Below are 17338 nucleotides of genomic sequence, written 5' to 3' on the forward strand. Positions count from 1 at the left end.
GAAAAGAACCGTCCCCGGACGTGCGAGGCCCGCACCTCGAGAACCGTCCCCGGACGTGCGAGGCCCGCACCTCGAGAACCGTCCCCGGACGTGCGAAAGTCGAACGAAAAGAACCGTCCCCAGACGTGCTAGCGAGAGTTGTCGATGACCAGGTCGGCACGCTCGGCCGGCCGGTACCGCTCGATGTAAAGCCGCTGGCCCTCGACGTAGCGCCGGATCCGCGGATCGTCGACGTCGGACGGCGACCCGTCCCGCTCGGCGAGTCGGCGCACCGACTCCTCCGCCGGTACATCCAGCCAGACCGACAGATCCCACACCTTGCGGCCACGGGCGTTGCGCAGCCGGTCACGGTGCAGGAACAGGCCGTCCACCACGACGACCGCCGCGTCCGGCGCCACCTGCCACGGCGGGGTGAGCGGGGTCTCGGTGCCGAAGTCGTAGGACTTCGACCGGTACCGTCCGCAGCCCTCGCTGCCCAGCGGTTCCAGGACATCGTCAACGAACCGCTCGTAGTCGTAGGTGTCGGCGATGAAACCCTCTGGGGACGTCCGGCCCTGGGCATGCCGCACCTCAGCCGGGTTCAGGAAATTGTCCAGGCTGATCCGGATCACCGTCAGGCCGGAGTCGGTGAGTTCGGCCGCGAGATCGCCCGCGAAGGTGGTCTTGCCCGCGCCGTCCACGCCGTCGATCGCCACCATCGTCCGGCCGGCCCGGGGCCGGATCCGCGACACCAGCCAGGACAACCCCTCGGCGCGGCTGACCGGTTCAATCGGCTTGGTTTCCATGATGGTGCCTCCAGACGACCGGCATCGGGGACGCCGGCGGTTGCGCTGCTTCGAGAACGACGGACGCCCCCGGCGCGGTTCGCACAGTGACGTTCCGGACCCGCGCCCGCCACAACACGATGGCCAGCGCACCGGCCAGGATGGCCATCTGCACCAGCACCACCGGGCTTCCTGCGCCCGCGCCGCGGTTGAACATATCGGAGAAGTCGGTGAACGGCAGCAAGGTCATCGAGACCACGTTGTTCACCACGTGCAGTGCCACCGCCGCCTCGATGCCGCCGGTCCGCCAGGCGAGTACCGATCCGACCACCGCGAACACCAGATAGAAGGCGTTCAACCACGGATCGCCCGCACCGTGCAGCAGCATGAACACCACCGCGGTGACCGCGGTGCTCACCGCCAGCCCGGCGAGCCCCGGCAGCCAGGACGCCACCGCGCGCTGACCCAGCCCGCGCAGCAGGTACTCCTCGCCGGCGGCCTGCAGCGGCGTGGTGAGCAGGATCGCGGCCACCATGAACACCGTGTCAGGGCCGATACGCAACTGATCCGGCAGCCCACCGAAGATGACGTCCAGCAGCAGGCTGAGCACGAAGACCGGCATGATCCAGAGCAGGCATTCACCGAACCAACTCCAGCGGAAGGCGCCGGTCACCGACGACAACCAGCGCGGACGCTGCCCGAAGCAGGCCCACTGGGTGAGCCCGGCGATCGGGACGCAGGCCGCCAGGGCCAGGTTGTTGGCCAAGAAGAACGCCGGCGTCATCACGAAGGTCGACATCGAGGTGTAGTTGTCCAGCGTGGTCCGACCGGTCGACAAGTCGTAGGCCATCGCCGGCAGCGTGAACAGCGTGCTGACCGCGAAGAACAGCGCGGCGGCCATCAGCAGCGCCAGCAGCGGACGCCACCAGCGCAGACTCGGCGTCCGCAGGAACTCGTGATACTCGCGAGGCTCGACCGGTAGCACCGAAGGCCTCGGTGCCGGCGCCGCTGGCAGCCAGGGATGCGGCCCGCCCGGCGGGACCGAGGCAAGGTGGCCGGCGCCAGGCGCCCAAGCGGACGGACCGGCCGGCGGCGCGGCGGCTGAGGGCCCGGAGCCGGTGCTACCCGGACCTGGCGGTGGTGGCATCCGATGCTCGGGATGGGGCGAGAAGGGAGCGCCGGTCATGACAGACCCGGAAACCACAACCCGATCTCGCGGGCCGACGATTCCGGCGAATCGGACGCGTGGACGAGGTTCTCGCGGTTCGACAATGAGTAGTCCCCGCGGATCGAACCGGGCGTGGCACGGCGTCCGTCGGTCGCCCCGTTGAGGCCCCGGACGGCGTCGATGGCGGCGTCCCCCTCGAGCACCAGGGCCACCAGTGGCCCGGAGGTGATGAACTCGCGCAACGGTGGGTACCAGGGCTGTTCGACATGCTCGGCGTAGTGCCGGTCGGCCAGGTCGGCGTCGATCCGCCGTTGCTCCAGGGTGACGATCCGCAACCCCTTCGTCTCGTAGCGGGACAACACGGCTCCGACCAGCCCGCGACGCACGGCGTCCGGCTTGATGATCACGAAAGTACGCTCGCTCATGATCGCCCAGCCTAGTGGCTCGCGCCCGCCCTCCAGGGAGCGCTGGTCTCTTCGTCGGTCGCGGCGCGCACCCGCGCCAACTCCCTGCTGATCACAAGCATCCCGGCGGCTGCGTCGCGTCCCGCCGGAATTCGCGCGTATTGAGCGGGATGATTCGGGCCTCCGCAGCTCCCCGCGGAGAAAGGAGCGTATTGAGCCGGGCCGGACCAGCCGAAAGAGCTCACTTCGCCGCGGGATTGCGACGCAGGCTATCCACGCCTCGCCATAACTGCCGATTCTCCGCGCACCCCCGGCCGGGTGCACCGGACCCGCGCCGCCAAGGGCGCGCCGATCATCGTGGGCGAGTCTGTCGAGACCTCGTCTGGCAACGGGTTTCGTCGAACTCAAGCTCGCCATGGTCGCGCTGATCAACGGGACTAGCCGATGGTCTTGGCGGCCTCCAGCCGGCGTCCGAGGACGAAGCTGATCACGTACAACAGCACGAACATCGCCCCAACCGCGAACATCATCGTGACCGCGAATCCGAGCGCCACGCACGCGACCTGCGCGATCCAGCCGAGCACCGGTCCGAACGGACGCCGCAAGGTGCCGGCGGCCGCCAGACAGAGCAGCAGCGCGGTGCCGCCCAGGCCGAAAGCCAGCCCGACCGGGGCGTCCGCAACCTGGATCATGCCGGGGATCGCCAGCCCGCAGCAGATTGCCTCGAAGATCAGGATGGTCATCAGCACCCGGTTCATCGGGTTGGTCGGCACCAGTTTCACCGCTCGCCCTCCCTGACCAGCAGGGCGCGCGCTTGGCCCGCTGCGATCACCGATCCGGCGATCAGGACGCCGGCGCCCGGTCCGGCCTCATCGGCGAGCGCCACCGCAACCTCGATCGCCTCCGCCATGGTCGCAGCCACCCGGACCCGATCGGCGCCGACGATCTCGGCGGCCCGTTCGGCCAGCGCCTCGGCCGGTAGTGCCCGACTGGTTCCCGCCACCGTGGTGCAGACCAGCGTGGTCATCTCGTCGGCGAACACCTCGAGCAGGCCGGTCACGTCCTTGTCGGCCATCATCGCGACCACCCCGATCAGCGGCGTGAACGTGAAGGCCTCAGTGAGCGCGGCCATCGTGGCCGCGGCGCCGTGCGGGTTGTGGCAGGTGTCCAGCACCACCGTGGGCGAGCGCCGGACGACCTCGAGCCGGGCCGGCGCCACCACGTCCGCGAGACCCTCGGCGATGATGTCGGGAGCCAGCGGCTTGCCGCCGAGGAACGCCTCCACGGCGGCGACCGCCAGCGCGGCGTTGCGCGCCATGTGGGCACCGAACAGAGGCAGCACCAGATCGCCCACGGGTCCGCCGGCGGTGTCGATCCGCAGCACCTGGCCACCGACGGCCGGCGTCCGTTCCAGCAGCCCGAACTCGACCCCTTCGCGGTAGACCTTCGCGCCGACGTCCGCGCACCGCTCGATCAGCACCGCTGCCGCTTCCGGATGCTGGGCGGCGAGCACTACCTGCGACCCCGGCTTGATGATGCCGGCCTTCTCGCCGGCGATCTCGGCCAGGGTGTCGCCGAGCAGGTGGGTGTGGTCGTAGTCGATCGGGCAGATCACCGCGACCTGGGCGTCCATCACGTTGGTGGCGTCGGTGACCCCGCCGAGGCCGACCTCGACCACGGCGACGTCCACCGGGGCCTCGGCGAACGCCTCATAGGCGAGCCCGGTCATCAGTTCGAAGAAGGTCAGCCGGACGCCGTCGATCGCCCGGCCGTCGATGATGTCGATCAGCGGCTGGGTATGGGCGACGAGTTCGTCGAAGGCCGCCGGTGTCATCGGCTCGCCGTCGATGGCGATCCGTTCGGTCAGGTCGATCAGGTGCGGGCTGGTGTAGCGGCCGGTGCGCAGGCCCAGCGCCCGCAGCAGGGCGTCGATCATGATCGCGGTGCTGCCCTTGCCGTTGGTGCCGGCGATCTGGATCACCGGGTAGGCATGCTGCGGTGATCCGAGCAGTTCGCACAGCGCCTCCACCCGGGCGGTTCCGGGGGCGATCCGGTGTTCGGGCCAACGGGAGATCAGCCGCTGGACGATCTCGTGATGTGTTTCCGGCATGGTGGCCTCAGCCTAGTGCCGCCGCCGCCCCGCTTCGCTTTCCCGCGCTCGCCGAACTATTTGGGGCTCGCCGAGTTCAGCGAGCCCTGAATAGTCAGGCGATCGGTGGGGCCGGCTAGCCAGATAGTTGACCGTTTGACGGCGGCTATACTTCGCGGCATGCCGCTCACCTTCGCCGGACGCCGCTGGGTGCGGTGGGTGAGCTTCGCCGCGCGGCAGATCCTGGGCTGGACGCTGATCGTGGCCGGCGCGATCAAACTGCCGTGGCCGGAGGCGTCCGTTCAGGCCGTCCGGGCCTACCAGTTGCTGCCCTTCGACCTGACCCGGCCGGTCGGCTACGTGCTGCCAGTGATCGAGGTGGTGATCGGGCTGATGCTGGTCGCCGGCCTGTTCACCCGGATCGCGGCCTGGCTGGGCGTCGCCGTGATGGCCGCCTTCGTGGTCGGTATCTCATGGGTATGGGCGCACGGCATCTCGATCGACTGCGGCTGCTTCGGCGGCGGCGGCGAGGTCGAGAACGGCATCGCCCAGTACCCCTGGGACATCGCCCGCGACATCGGCCTGATGGCCTGCGGAGTCTGGGCGGGCTTGTTCCCCCGCTCTCCGCTGTCCGCCGACACCCGGCTGTTCGGCGACCCCACCGACACACTCAAAGAAGCAGAACTCGAGGAGTCCACAGCATGAGCGAGAGTCGTCGCGAAGCCCTTCGCCGCAAACAGCAGGCCCAGGCCCGAGCCAAGCGCACGCAGCGGATCGTCATCGTCGGCGCGATCGTGCTCGCGGTCGTCGTCCTCGGCGTGTTCGGCACCGTCTTCGTCAGCCAGCTGAACAAGGGCGGCAGCACCGGTTCGGCGGCGACTCCGGTCAACGCAACCGCCGATCGCAACGGCATCGTGGTGAATCCCGGCAAAGCCGCGGCGGGGGCCCCCAAGGTGGAGATCTTCCTCGACTACCAGTGCCCGATCTGCAAGCAGTTCGAGAGCATGTTCGGCAGCACCCTGGACGACATGGCGGGCAAGGGCGAGATCCAGCTGATCTACCGGACGATGACCTTCCTGGACAACAACCTGCGCAACGATTCCTCGCTCAAAGCCGGCGTTGCGGCCGCCTGCGCCGACAATGCCGGCAAGTACTCCGCCTATCACAACGCGATCTTCGCCGGCCAGCCGGCGACCGAGGGCCAGGGTTACACCACCCAGCAGCTGCGGGTGGACTTCCCGGCCACGGCCGGCATCACCGGCGATGCGTTGAGCGGCTTCCAGGGCTGCTACGACAGCCGCAGCACCCAGGGCTTCGTCCAGGGAGCCAACGAGGCGGCCGCCGCCGACAAGGTGAGCGCGACCCCGACCATCAGGGTGAACGGCACCACCCTCGACAACAACACCGTCTTCAAGCAGACGCCGGACGCCTTCCGCACGCAGATCCTGTCGACCAAGGGCAATGGCTGAGCGCGGACGCCCTGGCCGGAGTCTCGCGGCCGCCCGGCTCCGGCGGACCAGAATTCTCGGCATCGCCGGCGTCGTCGTCGGTGCCCTGCTGGCGATCGTCGCCCTGCTCTGGTTCTGACCGAGCCCGATTGGTTGCTGCACCGCGGCCTTTCGTAAGATGCAGCCCATGACCCTGACATCGCGTCCGACCGTGCCCGCTGCGACCCCGCACCCGGACGCGGTCGTAGCGGTGCCCGATCGTCCGGCGCTGGAGGGCCTGGAGGCCAAGTGGGCGGCGAAGTGGGCCGCTGACGGCACCTACACCTTCGTCCGGCCCGAGACACGCGAGCAGGTGTTCTCGATCGACACTCCCCCGCCGACGGTGTCCGGATCGCTGCACGTCGGGCACGTGTTCAGCTACACCCACACCGACCTGGTGGCCCGCTACCAGCGGATGCAGGGCAAGCACGTCCTCTACCCGATGGGTTGGGACGACAACGGGCTGCCCACCGAGCGCCGGGTGCAGAACTTCTACGGCGTCCGCTGTGACCCGTCGACGCCGTACGACCCGGACTTCACCCCGCCCGCCAAGCCCGACCCCAAGCGCCAGGTGTCGATCAGCCGGAAGAACTTCATCGAGCTCTGCCATCAGCTCACCCAGGTGGACGAGCGCGCCTTCGAGAACCTGTGGCGGACGCTGGGGCTGAGCGTGGACTGGGACAACCACCTGTACGCGACCATCTCGAACGAGTCGATCCGGATCTCGCAGAAGGCATTCCTGCGCAACTGCGAGCGCGGCGAGGCCTACCTGGCCGAGGCTCCGACGGTGTGGGACGTCACCTTCCAGACCGCGGTCGCCCAGGCCGAGCAGGAGGCCCGCGACTATCCCGGGCACTACCACCGGGTGGCCTTCCACCGCCCCGGCGGCGAGAAGGTCTACATCGAGACCACCCGGCCCGAGTTGCTGCCGAGCGTGTGCGCCCTGATCGCCCACCCCGACGACTCGCGTTACACCCACCTGTTCGGCACGACCGTGTCCTCGCCGGTTTTCGGCGTCGAGATCCCGGTGTTGGCCCACCCCGCCGCCGAGCCCGACAAGGGCGCCGGCATCGCGATGTGCTGCACCTTCGGCGACGCCACCGACGTGCAGTGGTGGCGCGAACTGCAGCTGCCGATGCGCACCGTGATCCTGCGCGACGGACGCCTCGCCCGGGAGACCCCGGCCTGGCTGGTCAACACCGAACCGTACGCCGAGCTGGCCGGCAAGACCCCCTTCTCGGCCCGCGCCGCGATGGTGGCTCTGCTGCGCGAGTCCGGCGACCTGGACGGCGAGCCGACCCAGACCACCCGCAAGGCGAATTTCTACGAGAAGGGCGACAAGCCGCTCGAGATCGTCTCCAGCCGTCAGTGGTACATCCGCAACGGCGGCCGCGACGACGATCTGAAGCAGGCACTGCTGGCGCGCGGCGAAGAGCTGAACTGGGTGCCCGACCACATGCGGCACCGCTACGCCAACTGGGTGAACGGGCTGAACGGCGACTGGCTGATCAGCCGGCAGCGCTACTTCGGCGTGCCCTTCCCGGTCTGGTACCCGGTGGACGCCGACGGCGAGGCCGACCACACCCGTCCGATCTTCGCCGCGCCGGACACCCTGCCGGTCGACCCGTCCTCGGACGTCCCGCCCGGCTACGCCGCAGAGCAGCGCGGTGAGCCCGGCGGCTTCATCGGCGACCCGGACATCATGGACACCTGGGCGACCTCGTCGCTGACCCCCCAGATCGTCTGCGGATGGGACACCGATCCCGAACTGTGGCGGCTGAGCTTCCCGATGGACTTCGCCCCCGAGGCGCACGAGATCATCCGCACCTGGGTGTTCGGCCGGGTGGTGCGGGCCCACTTCGAAGAGCATGCGGCGCCCTGGAAGACGGTGGGCATCTCCGGCTTCGTGGTCGACCCCGACCGGAAGAAGATGAGCAAGTCGCTGGGCAACACCATCGTGCCGACCGACATCCTGCAGCGCTACGGTTCGGACGCCGTCCGCTGGCGGGCCGCGATGGCGCGTCCGGGCATGGACTCGCCGTTCGACGAGACCGGCATGAAGGTCGGCCGCCGGCTCGCGATGAAGGTGCTCAACGCGTCCAAATTCGTCCTCGGCATGGGTGACGGGCCGGTCGGTCCGGAGGCGATCACCGAGGCCGTCGACCTGTCCATGCTCGCCGGGCTGCGCCAGGTCGTGGTGCGCGCCACGGACGTCTTCGAGGCGTTCGACTACAGCACCGCGCTGGAGGTGGCCGAACGGTTCTTCTGGTCGTTCTGCGACGACTACCTCGAGCTGGTCAAAGAGCGCGCCTACGGCGCCCAGGGCCCGGACGCCGCGGCGTCCGCCCGGGCGGCACTGCAGCTGGCGCTCAGCATTCAGCTTCGGCTGTTCGCCCCGTTCATGCCGTACGTCACCGAAGAGGTCTGGTCGTGGTGGCAGTCCGGCTCGGTGCACGTCAGCCGCTGGCCGGTGGCCGAGGAGATTCCGTCCGGGGGCGACCCGGCGCTACTGGGCGACGTCGCCGAGGTGCTGATGGGCATCCGCGGCGCCAAGTCGACCGCGAAGGTGTCGATGAAGACCGAGGCCTCCGCCGCGACGGTGACCGGACCGCAGCAGTCCCTGGACCGGCTACTGCCGGTGCTGGGCGACCTGCGCGCCGTGGGCAGGATCGTCGCCCCGATCACGCTGGGGGCCGGCGACGCCCCGCTCCGCGTCGACGTCACCCTGGTCGCCTCGTGAGGCGCGCCGCCGCGCTGCTGATCGCCGCCGTCTGCGGTCTCGCAGTGACCGGATGCTCGACGGACGCCCCCCGGAACAGCGCCGGGCAAGTCACCGCCACCGCATCGGTGGACCCGTTCAAGATCGTCGTCGGCGACTGCACCGGACCGATGAAGGACGGCGACATCGAGTCCCTGCAGGTGGTCCCGTGCGCCGACCCGCATTACTTCGAGGCGTACGCCGCGACCAATCTCACCGGCAACAGCTTCCCCGGCGAGGCCGAAGTCAGCAAGCAGGCGACCAAGTTCTGCTCCGCGGAGTTCCACACCTTCATCGGCGTCGCCACCAAGGATTCCAGCTACGACATGTACTACCTCTACCCGCTGGAGGAGTCCTGGGCGGCAGCGGACCGCCAGGTGCTCTGCCTCGCCGGAACTGCCAAGGGCGGCGTCAAGGGCAGCCTGAAGGGCGTCGGCAAGTAGCCGTCCGATAAACCCCTCCCTAACTATCTGTGCCCTCCCGCAGGTGAGAGGGCACAGGTAGTTAGGGAGGGCCTTGACGGCTGGCAGCGGGTCAGCACAGACGAGGGCCGGCAACCGTGACGGTTGCCGGCCCTCGCCGTGTGTGTCGTGCCGATCAGAGCAGGTCGAGCATGATCGGATCAGCCATGCTGATCACGACGTCGCGCGCCTCCTTGGGACCCACGGACGCCCGCGCGGCAGCGGCCATCTGCTGACACTGGGCGTAGTCGTGCAGAGCGAGTGCCGTTCGCACGGCCCGGACCTTGCTGGGCGCCATCGACAAGCTGGTGACCCCCAGGCCGGTCAGCACCAAAGCCATCAGCGGATCGCCGCCCGACTCGCCGCAGACGCCGACCGGATGCCCGGTCTTGGCGCCACCGTCGCAGGCGTAGTAGATGACATCGAGCAGAGCCGGCTGCCACGGGTTCAGCAGTTCGGCCAGCTCACCCTGCATCCGGTCGGCAGCCATCGTGTACTGACCGAGGTCATTGGTACCGAGGCTGGCGAAGTCGACCTCGCTGAGCACGTCGAACGAGCGCAGCGCGGCCGCCGGAACCTCGATCATCACCCCGACCTTGGGCAACCCGACAGCGCGCACCTTCTCGGCGAACCAGCGGGCCTCCTGCCGGGTGGCGATCATCGGCGCCATCACCCACAGCTGCCCGCCGGTTGCCTTCTGGGCATTGGCGAGCGCCTGCAGCTGATCCTCGAGCAGGTCGAGGCGGACCGCACCGAGCCGGATGCCCCGGCGTCCGAGCGCCGGGTTCTCCTCGTGGCCCAGGTCGGCGAACGCCAACGGCTTGTCGGCGCCGGCATCCAGGGTCCGGACGACGACCTTGCGGTCGCCGAACGCCTCCAGGATCTCGGTGTAGGTGGCGGTCTGCTCCTCCACGGTCGGCGCGGTGTCGCGGTCCAGGAAGAGGAACTCGGACCGGAACAGGCCGGCCCCCTCGACATCCTGGCCGGCGGCCTTGCGGGCGTCGCCGACAGTGCCGATGTTGGCCAGGAGCTGGACGGGGTGGCCGTCGCGGGTCATGCCCTTGCCGGAGCCTGCCGCGAGCGCCCGCTCACGACGCGCCTTCCGGTCGGCCAGGGCCTGCTGCTCGGCCTCGCTCGGGTCGACGATGATCTCGCCGACACCGCCGTCCAGGGCCACCGTGGTCCCGAACGGCACATCGAGGATGCCGGCCGCCTGCACGATCGCGGGAATCCCCAACTGGGCCGCCAGGATCGCGGTGTGACTGGTCGGACCGCCGGCCGAGGTGATGATGCCCAGGCAGGTGTCGACCGACAACGTGGCGGTCTCGGCCGGCGCCAGGTCGACCGCGGCCAGCACGCTGGGCACGGTCAGGCTGGGGACGCCGGGCTCGGGGTGGCCGAGCAATCGCGCCACGGTCCGGTCCCGGACGTCGCGCAGGTCGGTGACCCGCTCGGCCATGTAGCCACCGAGCGACTCGAACATCGCGCAGTACTCGTCGACAGCGGCGGTGACTGCGGTGGTGATGCCCTTGGTGCCGCTCTGCAGCTGGGTGTCGATCGCACCGGCCAGTCCCGGATCGCCGGCCATCATGGCACCGGCCTCCAGGATCGGCTTGGCGTGCGCATCGGCGTTGGCCGCCTTCGCCAGGTAGCCGTCCGCCACCGCTTTCAGCGTGTCCCGCACCTGCGCGGACGCGGCCGCAGCGTCCGTAACGGCGGCCTCGCCCGCAGGCGGGGACGGCGGTGGGCTGACAATGACCAGCGGACCGACCGCGACACCAGCACTGACTCCGATACCGCTCAGGGTCGAGTGCAGATCACTCATTCGGCGTCCAGATCCCGCTCGAGCAGCGCGGCCAGCGAATCGAGCGCGGCGTCCGCGCCGTCGCCCTCAGCCGACAACGTGACGACCTCGCCGTTCTTGGCGCCCAGCGCCATCACACCGAGAATGCTGCGCGCGTCGACCGGGTTGCCGCCGGCCTTGGCGATGGTGACCGGGAGGCCGGTGGCCGTGGCGGCCTGAACGAAGATGGACGCGGGGCGAGCGTGCAGGCCGACGGACGAACCGATAGCAACTTCACGGGTGGCCATGAATGGACTCCTTTGTACGTTATGGCCCAGAGGACCTGGGTGGTGACACGACAAGGCTATCGGGTATGCCTGCGGTCTCGGGTCAATATATGGGGGTCGGTAAGGGGGTATCAAGACGAACGCGTGACCGTGGGCAGCGAGAGCCGGGCGCAGCTGCCGCAATGCTCTTGATGAGCAATAAGCAGTTATGCCACCGTATCTCCGAGGGTTCAGGACGGCTCCTGCTATGCGAGGGGGAGGAGCCGCCGATGGTTGATTCGTACACGATCACCCGAAGGGACGCCCACGTGGCGCTGGACGAGGGAGGCACACCGCTGGTCGAGCCCGCGACGGCGGTGCTGGCCATGCTGTGCGAGGCGATGCGCGCCCTCAGCGACCACCACTCTGCCGACCGGGTCGTGATCCAACACCTCACCGTCGCATTGCGCGCCGAGGCCGCGGTCACCCTCGCCCTGGAACCGGACGGCGGCGTCCAGCTGGTCTGCTGTTGGCCTGAGACGGCGTCCGGTTTGGCCCTCGCGGACGAACTGATGAGCCGGCCGCCGAGCACCACCGAGGACGAGGTCGGCATCGACTACCTGGACGGGGTGGGTCACGTCGCGTCGCTGCGGATCGAGCGTGGCGACCCCGACGACCCGGTCCGGCCCGCCTCCGGACGACTGCTCGCCTTCCTCGGGTCGCGCCCGTTCGGGGCCACCGAGTGGCTGGTGCTGGAGCGGGCGCGTGAAGCGTTGCTGGCCTTCTGGCCACATGCTGCCCGCACGGTCCGCGCCCAGCAGGCCCAGTCGTGGGTTCGGAGCACGCTGGACGACAGCCACATGACCCACCGCGAGCTGCAAGTGCTGACCTTGCTGGCCGAGGGGCTGCTGGCCACCTCGATCGCCTCGCGGCTGCAACTCTCGCCTCGGACTGTGCACAAGCACCTGGGCAACATCTACCGCAAACTCGGAGTGCACGACCGTCTGGTGGCGGTCAGCCTGGCCCGTTTGCACGGACTGGTGAACACCTATCCGTCCAGCCCGGCGAGCCCGGCTCCCGAGTAGGTCCGGGCTCTGCGCCGGACCGGCGCTCGAACTCAGGCGCTCTTCTCGCGCCGGTCGCTGCGAGCCACCTGCGCCCGGGTGAGCAAGGTGGGTGCCACCCCGTCGCGGACCACCTCGTCGGTGACCAGCACCCGGGCCACATCGTCGTCACTGGGCACGTGGTACATCACGTTGAGCAGGATCTCTTCCAGGATCGAGCGCAACCCGCGGGCACCGATGCCTCGCTGCAGCGCCATCTCGGCGACCGCGCCGATCGCCTCGTCGGTGAACTGCAGGTCGACGCCGTCCATCTCGAACAGCTTGCGGAACTGCTTGATCAGGGCGTTCTTCGGCTCGACCAGGATGCGGACCAGGGCCGCGGCGTCGAGTGAGGCGACGGTGGAGATCATCGGCAGCCGGCCGATGAACTCCGGAATCAGTCCGTAGCGGTGCAGGTCTTCGGGCCGGACGTCCTCGAACTGGTTCGCGGAGGCCGGCTTGCGGATGGCGGCGTCGTTGTTGAAGCCGAGCGGACGCTTGCCGATCCGGGCGTTGATGATCTCTTCCAGCCCGGCGAACGCGCCGCCGACGATGAACAGGATGTTCGTGGTGTCGATCTGGATGAAGTCCTGGTGCGGGTGCTTGCGGCCACCCTGGGGCGGCACGGACGCCGTCGTCCCCTCGAGGATCTTCAGCAACGCCTGCTGGACGCCCTCGCCCGACACGTCGCGGGTGATCGACGGGTTCTCACTCTTGCGGGCGACCTTGTCGATCTCATCGATGTAGATGATGCCGCTCTCAGCCTTCCTTACATCGAAATCCGCGGCCTGAATGAGTTTGAGCAGAATGTTCTCAACGTCTTCGCCGACGTAGCCGGCTTCGGTCAGCGCGGTCGCGTCGGCCATCGCGAACGGCACGTTCAGCATCCGCGCGAGCGTCTGTGCGAGGTAGGTCTTTCCGCACCCGGTCGGGCCGATCAGCAGAATATTGGATTTGCCGAGTTCGACGTTCTCTTCCTCGGTGGACCGACGCCCGGACGGGCTGGCGGCCTGGGCCTGCACCCGCTTGTAGTGGTTGTAGACCGCGACGCTGAGCGCCTTCTTGGCGACCTCTTGGCCGATCACGTACGAGTCGAGAAACGTGCAGATCTCGCGAGGCTTCGGCAGGTCGTCGAGCAACCCGACATCGGCCGCCTCGGAGAACTCCTCCTCAATGATCTCGTTGCACAGGTCGATGCACTCGTCGCAGATGTACACACCCGGACCCGCGATCAGCTTCTTGACCTGCTTCTGGCTCTTTCCGCAGAACGAGCATTTGAGCAGTTCCGAGGTCTCCCCGATTCGTGCCACGCCGTGCCTCCTTCCCGTGAGGGCCACCCTAGCCCGCCGGGCGACTTCCGCAAGGAGGCAGCCCGGCGCGGCAGGTCAGACCTCGGCGTCCTTGAGTGAGGTGAGGATCGCGTCCACGATGCCGTACTCGACGGCCTCCTCAGCGGTCAGGTACTTGTCGCGCTCGATGTCGCGGGACACCTTCTCGACCTCCTGGCCGGTGGATTCGGCGAGCATGCTCTCCATCAGCGAGCGGATCCGCAGGATCTCGCGGGCCTGGATCTCCAGGTCGGACGACTGCCCGTAGCCGCCCTCGGTGGCCGGCTGGTGGATCAGGATCCGGCTGTTCGGCAGCGCCAACCGCTTGCCCTTGGTGCCCGCGGCGAGCAGCACCGCCGCCGCCGAGGCGGCCTGCCCCAGGCAGACTGTCTGCACGTCCGGCTTGATGTAACGCATCGTGTCGTAGATCGCCGTCAGCGCGGTGAACGAGCCGCCGGGCGAGTTGATGTAGATGCTGATCGGGCGCTCGGGATCCATCGACTGCAGGCAGAGCAGCTGCGCCATCACCGCGTTGGCGATGTCGTCGCTGATCGGGGTGCCGAGGAAGATGATCCGGTCCTCGAAGAGCTTCGTGTAGGGGTCGACGCGCCGGATGCCGTAGCTGGTGCGCTCTTCCCACTGCGGAATGTAGTAGTCCATCGACGGTCCGGCCGGGGCCAGGCCACCGGGCATCACGGGCGTGGTCATGGCGGTCCTCACTGGTTCGGGGAGTTCGTGCTGATCTGGGCGGCGCGCTCATAGACGTGGTCGATGAACCCGTACTCGAGCGCCTGCTCGGCGGTGAACCAGCGGTCGCGGTCGGAGTCGGCCTCAATCTGCTCGACGCTCTGCCCGGTGTGCTCGGCGATCAGGCTCGACATCGTCTTCTTGATGTGCAGCGACTGCTCGGCCTGGATCCGGATGTCGGACGCGGTACCGCCCAGGCCGCCGGACGGCTGGTGCATCATGATCCGGCTGTGCGGCAGAGCGAACCGCTTGCCCTTCTCGCCGGCGCTGAGCAGGAACTGCCCCATCGATGCCGCCAGCCCCATCGCCACCGTCGCGACGTCGTTGCTGATCCACTGCATGGTGTCGAAGATCGCCATGCCGGAGTCGACCGAGCCGCCCGGGGAGTTGATGTAGAGGTAGATGTCCGAGCGCGGGTCTTCGGCGTTCAGCAGCAGCATCTGCGCGCAGATGGCGTTGGCGTTCTCATCGCGCACCTCGGAGCCGAGGAAGATGATCCGGTTAGCCAGCAGTGACTGGTAGACCGAGTCGTTCATGCCGGCCGGGCTGAGGCCGCCGGCGGCTCGCAGCGGTGCGATGTCCAGCGTGGATAGGTGTCGCTTGTCGTTCACGCTGCGAACCTATCCAACGGCGCTGACAAAACTAAGGTCATCCCGGGACTGTTCGCTGACGGCAGACCGCGCGTCCACCCGAAGGTGACCGAAAGAACCGTCCCCGCGTCCACCCGAAGGTGACCGAAAGAACCGTCCCCGATCGGACGATCGGACCAGCGGTGGACCGAAGGAGAACCGTCCCCGCGTACCGGAACAGCGCCGACGGGGCCCCACGAACCAGCGTGGGGCCCCGTCGGGCGAACCAGGATCAGGCTTCGGCCGGAGCTTCTTCGCCGTCGTCCTCGGCGTCGGCCTCCGGGGCTGCCGGGGCGACCTGGACGGGGGCGCCGTCGGCGTCGGTCACCGTGGCCTGGGCGAGGATCAGGCCGAGCGCCTTGTTGCGGCGGATCTCCTGCATCCAGGCGGACATGTGGTTGTGCTCCATCATGTGCTGGAGTTCCTGCTCGGGCGTCGAGCCGGACGACTGCGCCTTGCGCACGATCATGTCGGTCAGCTCGTGCTGCTCGACGCCGACTTCGTGCTGATCGGCGATCGCGTCCAGCAGGATCTGCGCCCGGACGCTCTGCTCGGTGCGGGAGTCGACGACCTTCCAGAACTCCTCGGGGGTGTCGGCGTCCTCGTCGTCGGCGGTCTCCAGGTAGCGCTCGAGGGTGAGCCCGGCGCCCTTGAGCTGTTCCTCGATCTGGTTGTGCCGGCCCTCGATCTCGGCGGCCAGCAGCTTCGCCGGAAGTTCGAACTCGACCGCCTCGACCAGGTCCTCGAGCACCTTGTCGCGCGCGGTGTTGAGCTGGTCGGCGCGAAGCATCTGCTCGACGCCGGTGGTCAGGTCGGCCCGCATCTCCTCGACGGTGTCGAACTCCGACACCAGCTGGGCGAACTCGTCGTCCAGGTCGGGCAGTTGCTGCTCGGAGACCTTGGCGACGGTGACGTGGATGTCGGCCTCCTGGCCGGCCAGTGCGCCGCCGACCAGGGTCGAGGTGAAGTCGGCGGACTCCCCCGCGGACAGGCCGGTGACGGCCTCGTCGAGGCCGTCCAGCATGCCGCCGGAACCGATCTTGTAGGTGATGCCTTCGGCGGTGGCGTCCGGCAGTGCCTCGCCGTCGCGGCTGCCGGCCAGGTCGATGGTCAGCACATCGCCGTCGGCGGCCTCCCGGTCGACCTCGGTGGTGGTGGCGAACCGCTCGCGCATCAGCTCGATCCGGCTGTCCACCTCGGCCTCGGTCTCAGCCAGCACCGGCACGGTGACGGCCAGGCTGTCGAATGAGGGCAGGGTGATCTCGGGCCGTACGTCGACCTCGGCGACGAACTCGACCAGGTCGCCGTCCTCGAGTTTGGTGATCTCGACCTCGGGGTCACCCAGTGGAGTCAGCTTGTTGGACTCGACCGCCTCGCCGTAGGCGGTGGGCAGTGCGGCGTTGATCGCCTCCTGCAGTACGACGCCGCGTCCGAACCGCTGGTCGATCACCGCGGACGGCACCTTGCCCTTGCGGAAGCCGGGGATGTTCACGCTCTGGGCGATCTCGCGGTAGGCCTTGGTGAGGTGCGGCTGAAGGTCGGCGAAGGGAATCTCGACGGTCAGCTTCGCCCGGGACGGGCTGAGTTGCTCGACGGTGCTGGGCAACGTGATGCTCCTGTGATCGGTGGTGTTTCAGTGCGGTCGGAACCGGAGCGGATGACGGGAATCGAACCCGCATGACCAGCTTGGAAGGCTGGGGCTCTGCCATTGAGCTACATCCGCAAGGGTCACCAGCGTAGCGGTCGGGCCGCGCAGGTTCGCAAACGCGCTACTGCTGGGCAGTTCGGGAACGCCTTGGGCGACGGCGTAGCGTGACAGGACATGAGCGAGCCGGAACTGCGCCGACTGCGAACCAGCGACGCCCCGGACGTGCTCGCCGCCTTCGTCGCGGCGTCCGACATGGCCAGGCAGGGAGCGGTGACCGACGCCCAGGGTGCGCTCGCCTATGTCGAGCGGCTGACAGAAGCGGCCGGGCCGCACCTGGCGTTCGCCGTCGTCCACCACGAGCGCGTGGTCGGGGTGGTCGGCGTCACCGTCGACATCGGCAACCGGAACGGCTGGTTCTGGTACTGGATGCACGCCCGCTTCCGGGGTCGCGGCTGGACGTCCCGGGCGGCCGCCACCGTCGCCGACTGGGCGCTCACCCAGGGCGGGCTGCACCGGCTGGAACTCGGCCACCGGGTCAACAACCCGGCCTCGGGTGCCGTCGCCCGGGCGGCCGGCTTCGTCCAGGAGGGCTTGGAGCGCAGCAAGCTGCTGATCGACGGTGAGCGGCTGGACGTGGTGGCCTACAGCCGGCTGCCGAGCGATCCGGCGCCGTCGGTCCCCCGGCTGTCGATGCTGGACTGAC

Annotated in this window: 18 protein-coding genes and 1 tRNA gene; 7 read left to right on the forward strand and 12 right to left on the reverse strand. The window is 68.8% G+C overall.

Annotated elements, in window-relative coordinates; all coding sequences use genetic code 11:
• Positions 1–128 precede the first annotated feature (128 nt).
• The 5 genes from QM711_RS13530 to QM711_RS13550 all read right to left on the reverse strand — a co-directional run bounded on the left by QM711_RS13530 (position 129) and on the right by QM711_RS13550 (position 4446).
• Entirely contained in the window at positions 129–785 is a 657-nt protein-coding gene (locus tag QM711_RS13530; protein ID WP_415100189.1) for a uridine kinase, read from the reverse strand.
• Positions 766–1749, reverse strand: a complete 984-nt coding sequence (locus QM711_RS13535; protein ID WP_415100191.1) for a lysostaphin resistance A-like protein — start codon at positions 1747–1749, stop codon at positions 766–768. Before QM711_RS13535 ends, QM711_RS13530 begins: the two co-directional genes overlap by 20 nt.
• Before the next feature lie 197 nt (positions 1750–1946).
• A complete protein-coding gene (gene ndk, locus QM711_RS13540) occupies positions 1947–2357 on the reverse strand; it encodes a nucleoside-diphosphate kinase (protein WP_415100193.1) in 411 nt (136 codons plus the stop codon).
• 416 nt (positions 2358–2773) lie between these two features.
• Complete coding sequence (locus tag QM711_RS13545) at positions 2774–3118, reverse strand: DUF4233 domain-containing protein (RefSeq protein ID WP_415100195.1); 345 nt, start codon at positions 3116–3118, stop codon at positions 2774–2776.
• Positions 3115–4446 carry a bifunctional folylpolyglutamate synthase/dihydrofolate synthase gene (locus QM711_RS13550; RefSeq protein WP_415100197.1) on the reverse strand — a complete coding sequence of 444 codons (1332 nt, stop codon included), beginning with the start codon at positions 4444–4446 and terminating at the stop codon, positions 3115–3117. Before QM711_RS13550 ends, QM711_RS13545 begins: the two co-directional genes overlap by 4 nt.
• Positions 4447–4605: 159 nt before the next feature.
• Between QM711_RS13550 and QM711_RS13555 the strand changes: the two genes are divergently transcribed.
• From QM711_RS13555 to QM711_RS13575, 5 genes are read left to right on the forward strand one after another with little or no spacing between them, the layout of a single operon-like run.
• Positions 4606–5130 carry a MauE/DoxX family redox-associated membrane protein gene (locus QM711_RS13555; RefSeq protein WP_415100199.1) on the forward strand — a complete coding sequence of 175 codons (525 nt, stop codon included), beginning with the start codon at positions 4606–4608 and terminating at the stop codon, positions 5128–5130.
• Positions 5127–5894 (forward strand): DsbA family protein, encoded by a 768-nt coding sequence (locus QM711_RS13560; RefSeq protein ID WP_415100201.1) that lies wholly within the window; start codon positions 5127–5129, stop codon positions 5892–5894. The genes QM711_RS13555 and QM711_RS13560 overlap by 4 nt, the downstream gene beginning before the upstream one ends.
• A complete protein-coding gene (locus QM711_RS13565; protein WP_415100203.1) occupies positions 5887–6012 on the forward strand; it encodes a hypothetical protein in 126 nt (41 codons plus the stop codon). The genes QM711_RS13560 and QM711_RS13565 overlap by 8 nt, the downstream gene beginning before the upstream one ends.
• A 54-nt stretch (positions 6013–6066) precedes the next feature.
• Entirely contained in the window at positions 6067–8652 is a 2586-nt protein-coding gene (gene valS / locus QM711_RS13570) for a valine--tRNA ligase (RefSeq protein WP_415100924.1), read from the forward strand.
• Positions 8649–9113 carry a septum formation family protein gene (locus QM711_RS13575; protein ID WP_415100205.1) on the forward strand — a complete coding sequence of 155 codons (465 nt, stop codon included), beginning with the start codon at positions 8649–8651 and terminating at the stop codon, positions 9111–9113. The genes valS and QM711_RS13575 overlap by 4 nt, the downstream gene beginning before the upstream one ends.
• 154 nt (positions 9114–9267) lie before the next feature.
• Here the strand turns inward: QM711_RS13575 and ptsP are convergent, their stop codons facing one another.
• Together ptsP and QM711_RS13585 are read right to left on the reverse strand one after the other, a co-directional pair.
• Positions 9268–10956, reverse strand: a complete 1689-nt coding sequence (ptsP, locus tag QM711_RS13580) for a phosphoenolpyruvate--protein phosphotransferase (protein WP_415100207.1) — start codon at positions 10954–10956, stop codon at positions 9268–9270.
• On the reverse strand, positions 10953–11222 hold the full coding sequence (locus tag QM711_RS13585) for an HPr family phosphocarrier protein (RefSeq protein ID WP_415100209.1): 270 nt from the start codon (positions 11220–11222) through the stop codon (positions 10953–10955). The genes ptsP and QM711_RS13585 overlap by 4 nt, the downstream gene beginning before the upstream one ends.
• Before the next feature lie 248 nt (positions 11223–11470).
• Between QM711_RS13585 and QM711_RS13590 the strand changes: the two genes are divergently transcribed.
• Positions 11471–12265, forward strand: a complete 795-nt coding sequence (locus QM711_RS13590) for a LuxR C-terminal-related transcriptional regulator (RefSeq protein ID WP_415100211.1) — start codon at positions 11471–11473, stop codon at positions 12263–12265.
• 32 nt (positions 12266–12297) lie between these two features.
• Here QM711_RS13590 and clpX read toward each other — a convergent pair whose 3' ends face one another.
• From clpX to QM711_RS13615, 5 genes are all read right to left on the reverse strand, one after another.
• The gene (clpX, locus tag QM711_RS13595; protein ID WP_415100213.1) at positions 12298–13593 is read right to left on the reverse strand and encodes an ATP-dependent Clp protease ATP-binding subunit ClpX; all 1296 of its coding nucleotides are present in this window, start codon (positions 13591–13593) and stop codon (positions 12298–12300) included.
• Between the two features lie 75 nt (positions 13594–13668).
• Positions 13669–14319 carry an ATP-dependent Clp protease proteolytic subunit gene (locus QM711_RS13600; RefSeq protein WP_415100215.1) on the reverse strand — a complete coding sequence of 217 codons (651 nt, stop codon included), beginning with the start codon at positions 14317–14319 and terminating at the stop codon, positions 13669–13671.
• Between the two features lie 8 nt (positions 14320–14327).
• On the reverse strand, positions 14328–14894 hold the full coding sequence (locus QM711_RS13605; RefSeq protein ID WP_415100926.1) for an ATP-dependent Clp protease proteolytic subunit: 567 nt from the start codon (positions 14892–14894) through the stop codon (positions 14328–14330).
• A gap of 325 nt (positions 14895–15219) precedes the next feature.
• Positions 15220–16593, reverse strand: a complete 1374-nt coding sequence (gene tig, locus QM711_RS13610; RefSeq protein ID WP_415100217.1) for a trigger factor — start codon at positions 16591–16593, stop codon at positions 15220–15222.
• Positions 16594–16639: 46 nt separating this feature from the next.
• A tRNA-Gly gene (locus QM711_RS13615) sits at positions 16640–16710 on the reverse strand.
• Positions 16711–16809: 99 nt separating this feature from the next.
• Here QM711_RS13615 and QM711_RS13620 point away from each other — a divergent pair.
• Positions 16810–17337 (forward strand): GNAT family N-acetyltransferase, encoded by a 528-nt coding sequence (locus QM711_RS13620; protein WP_415100219.1) that lies wholly within the window; start codon positions 16810–16812, stop codon positions 17335–17337.
• Position 17338 lies beyond the last annotated feature (1 nt).

It is taken from the genome of Micropruina sp. (assembly GCF_047602385.1).
Taxonomy (GTDB): Bacteria; Actinomycetota; Actinomycetes; order Propionibacteriales; family Propionibacteriaceae; genus Micropruina.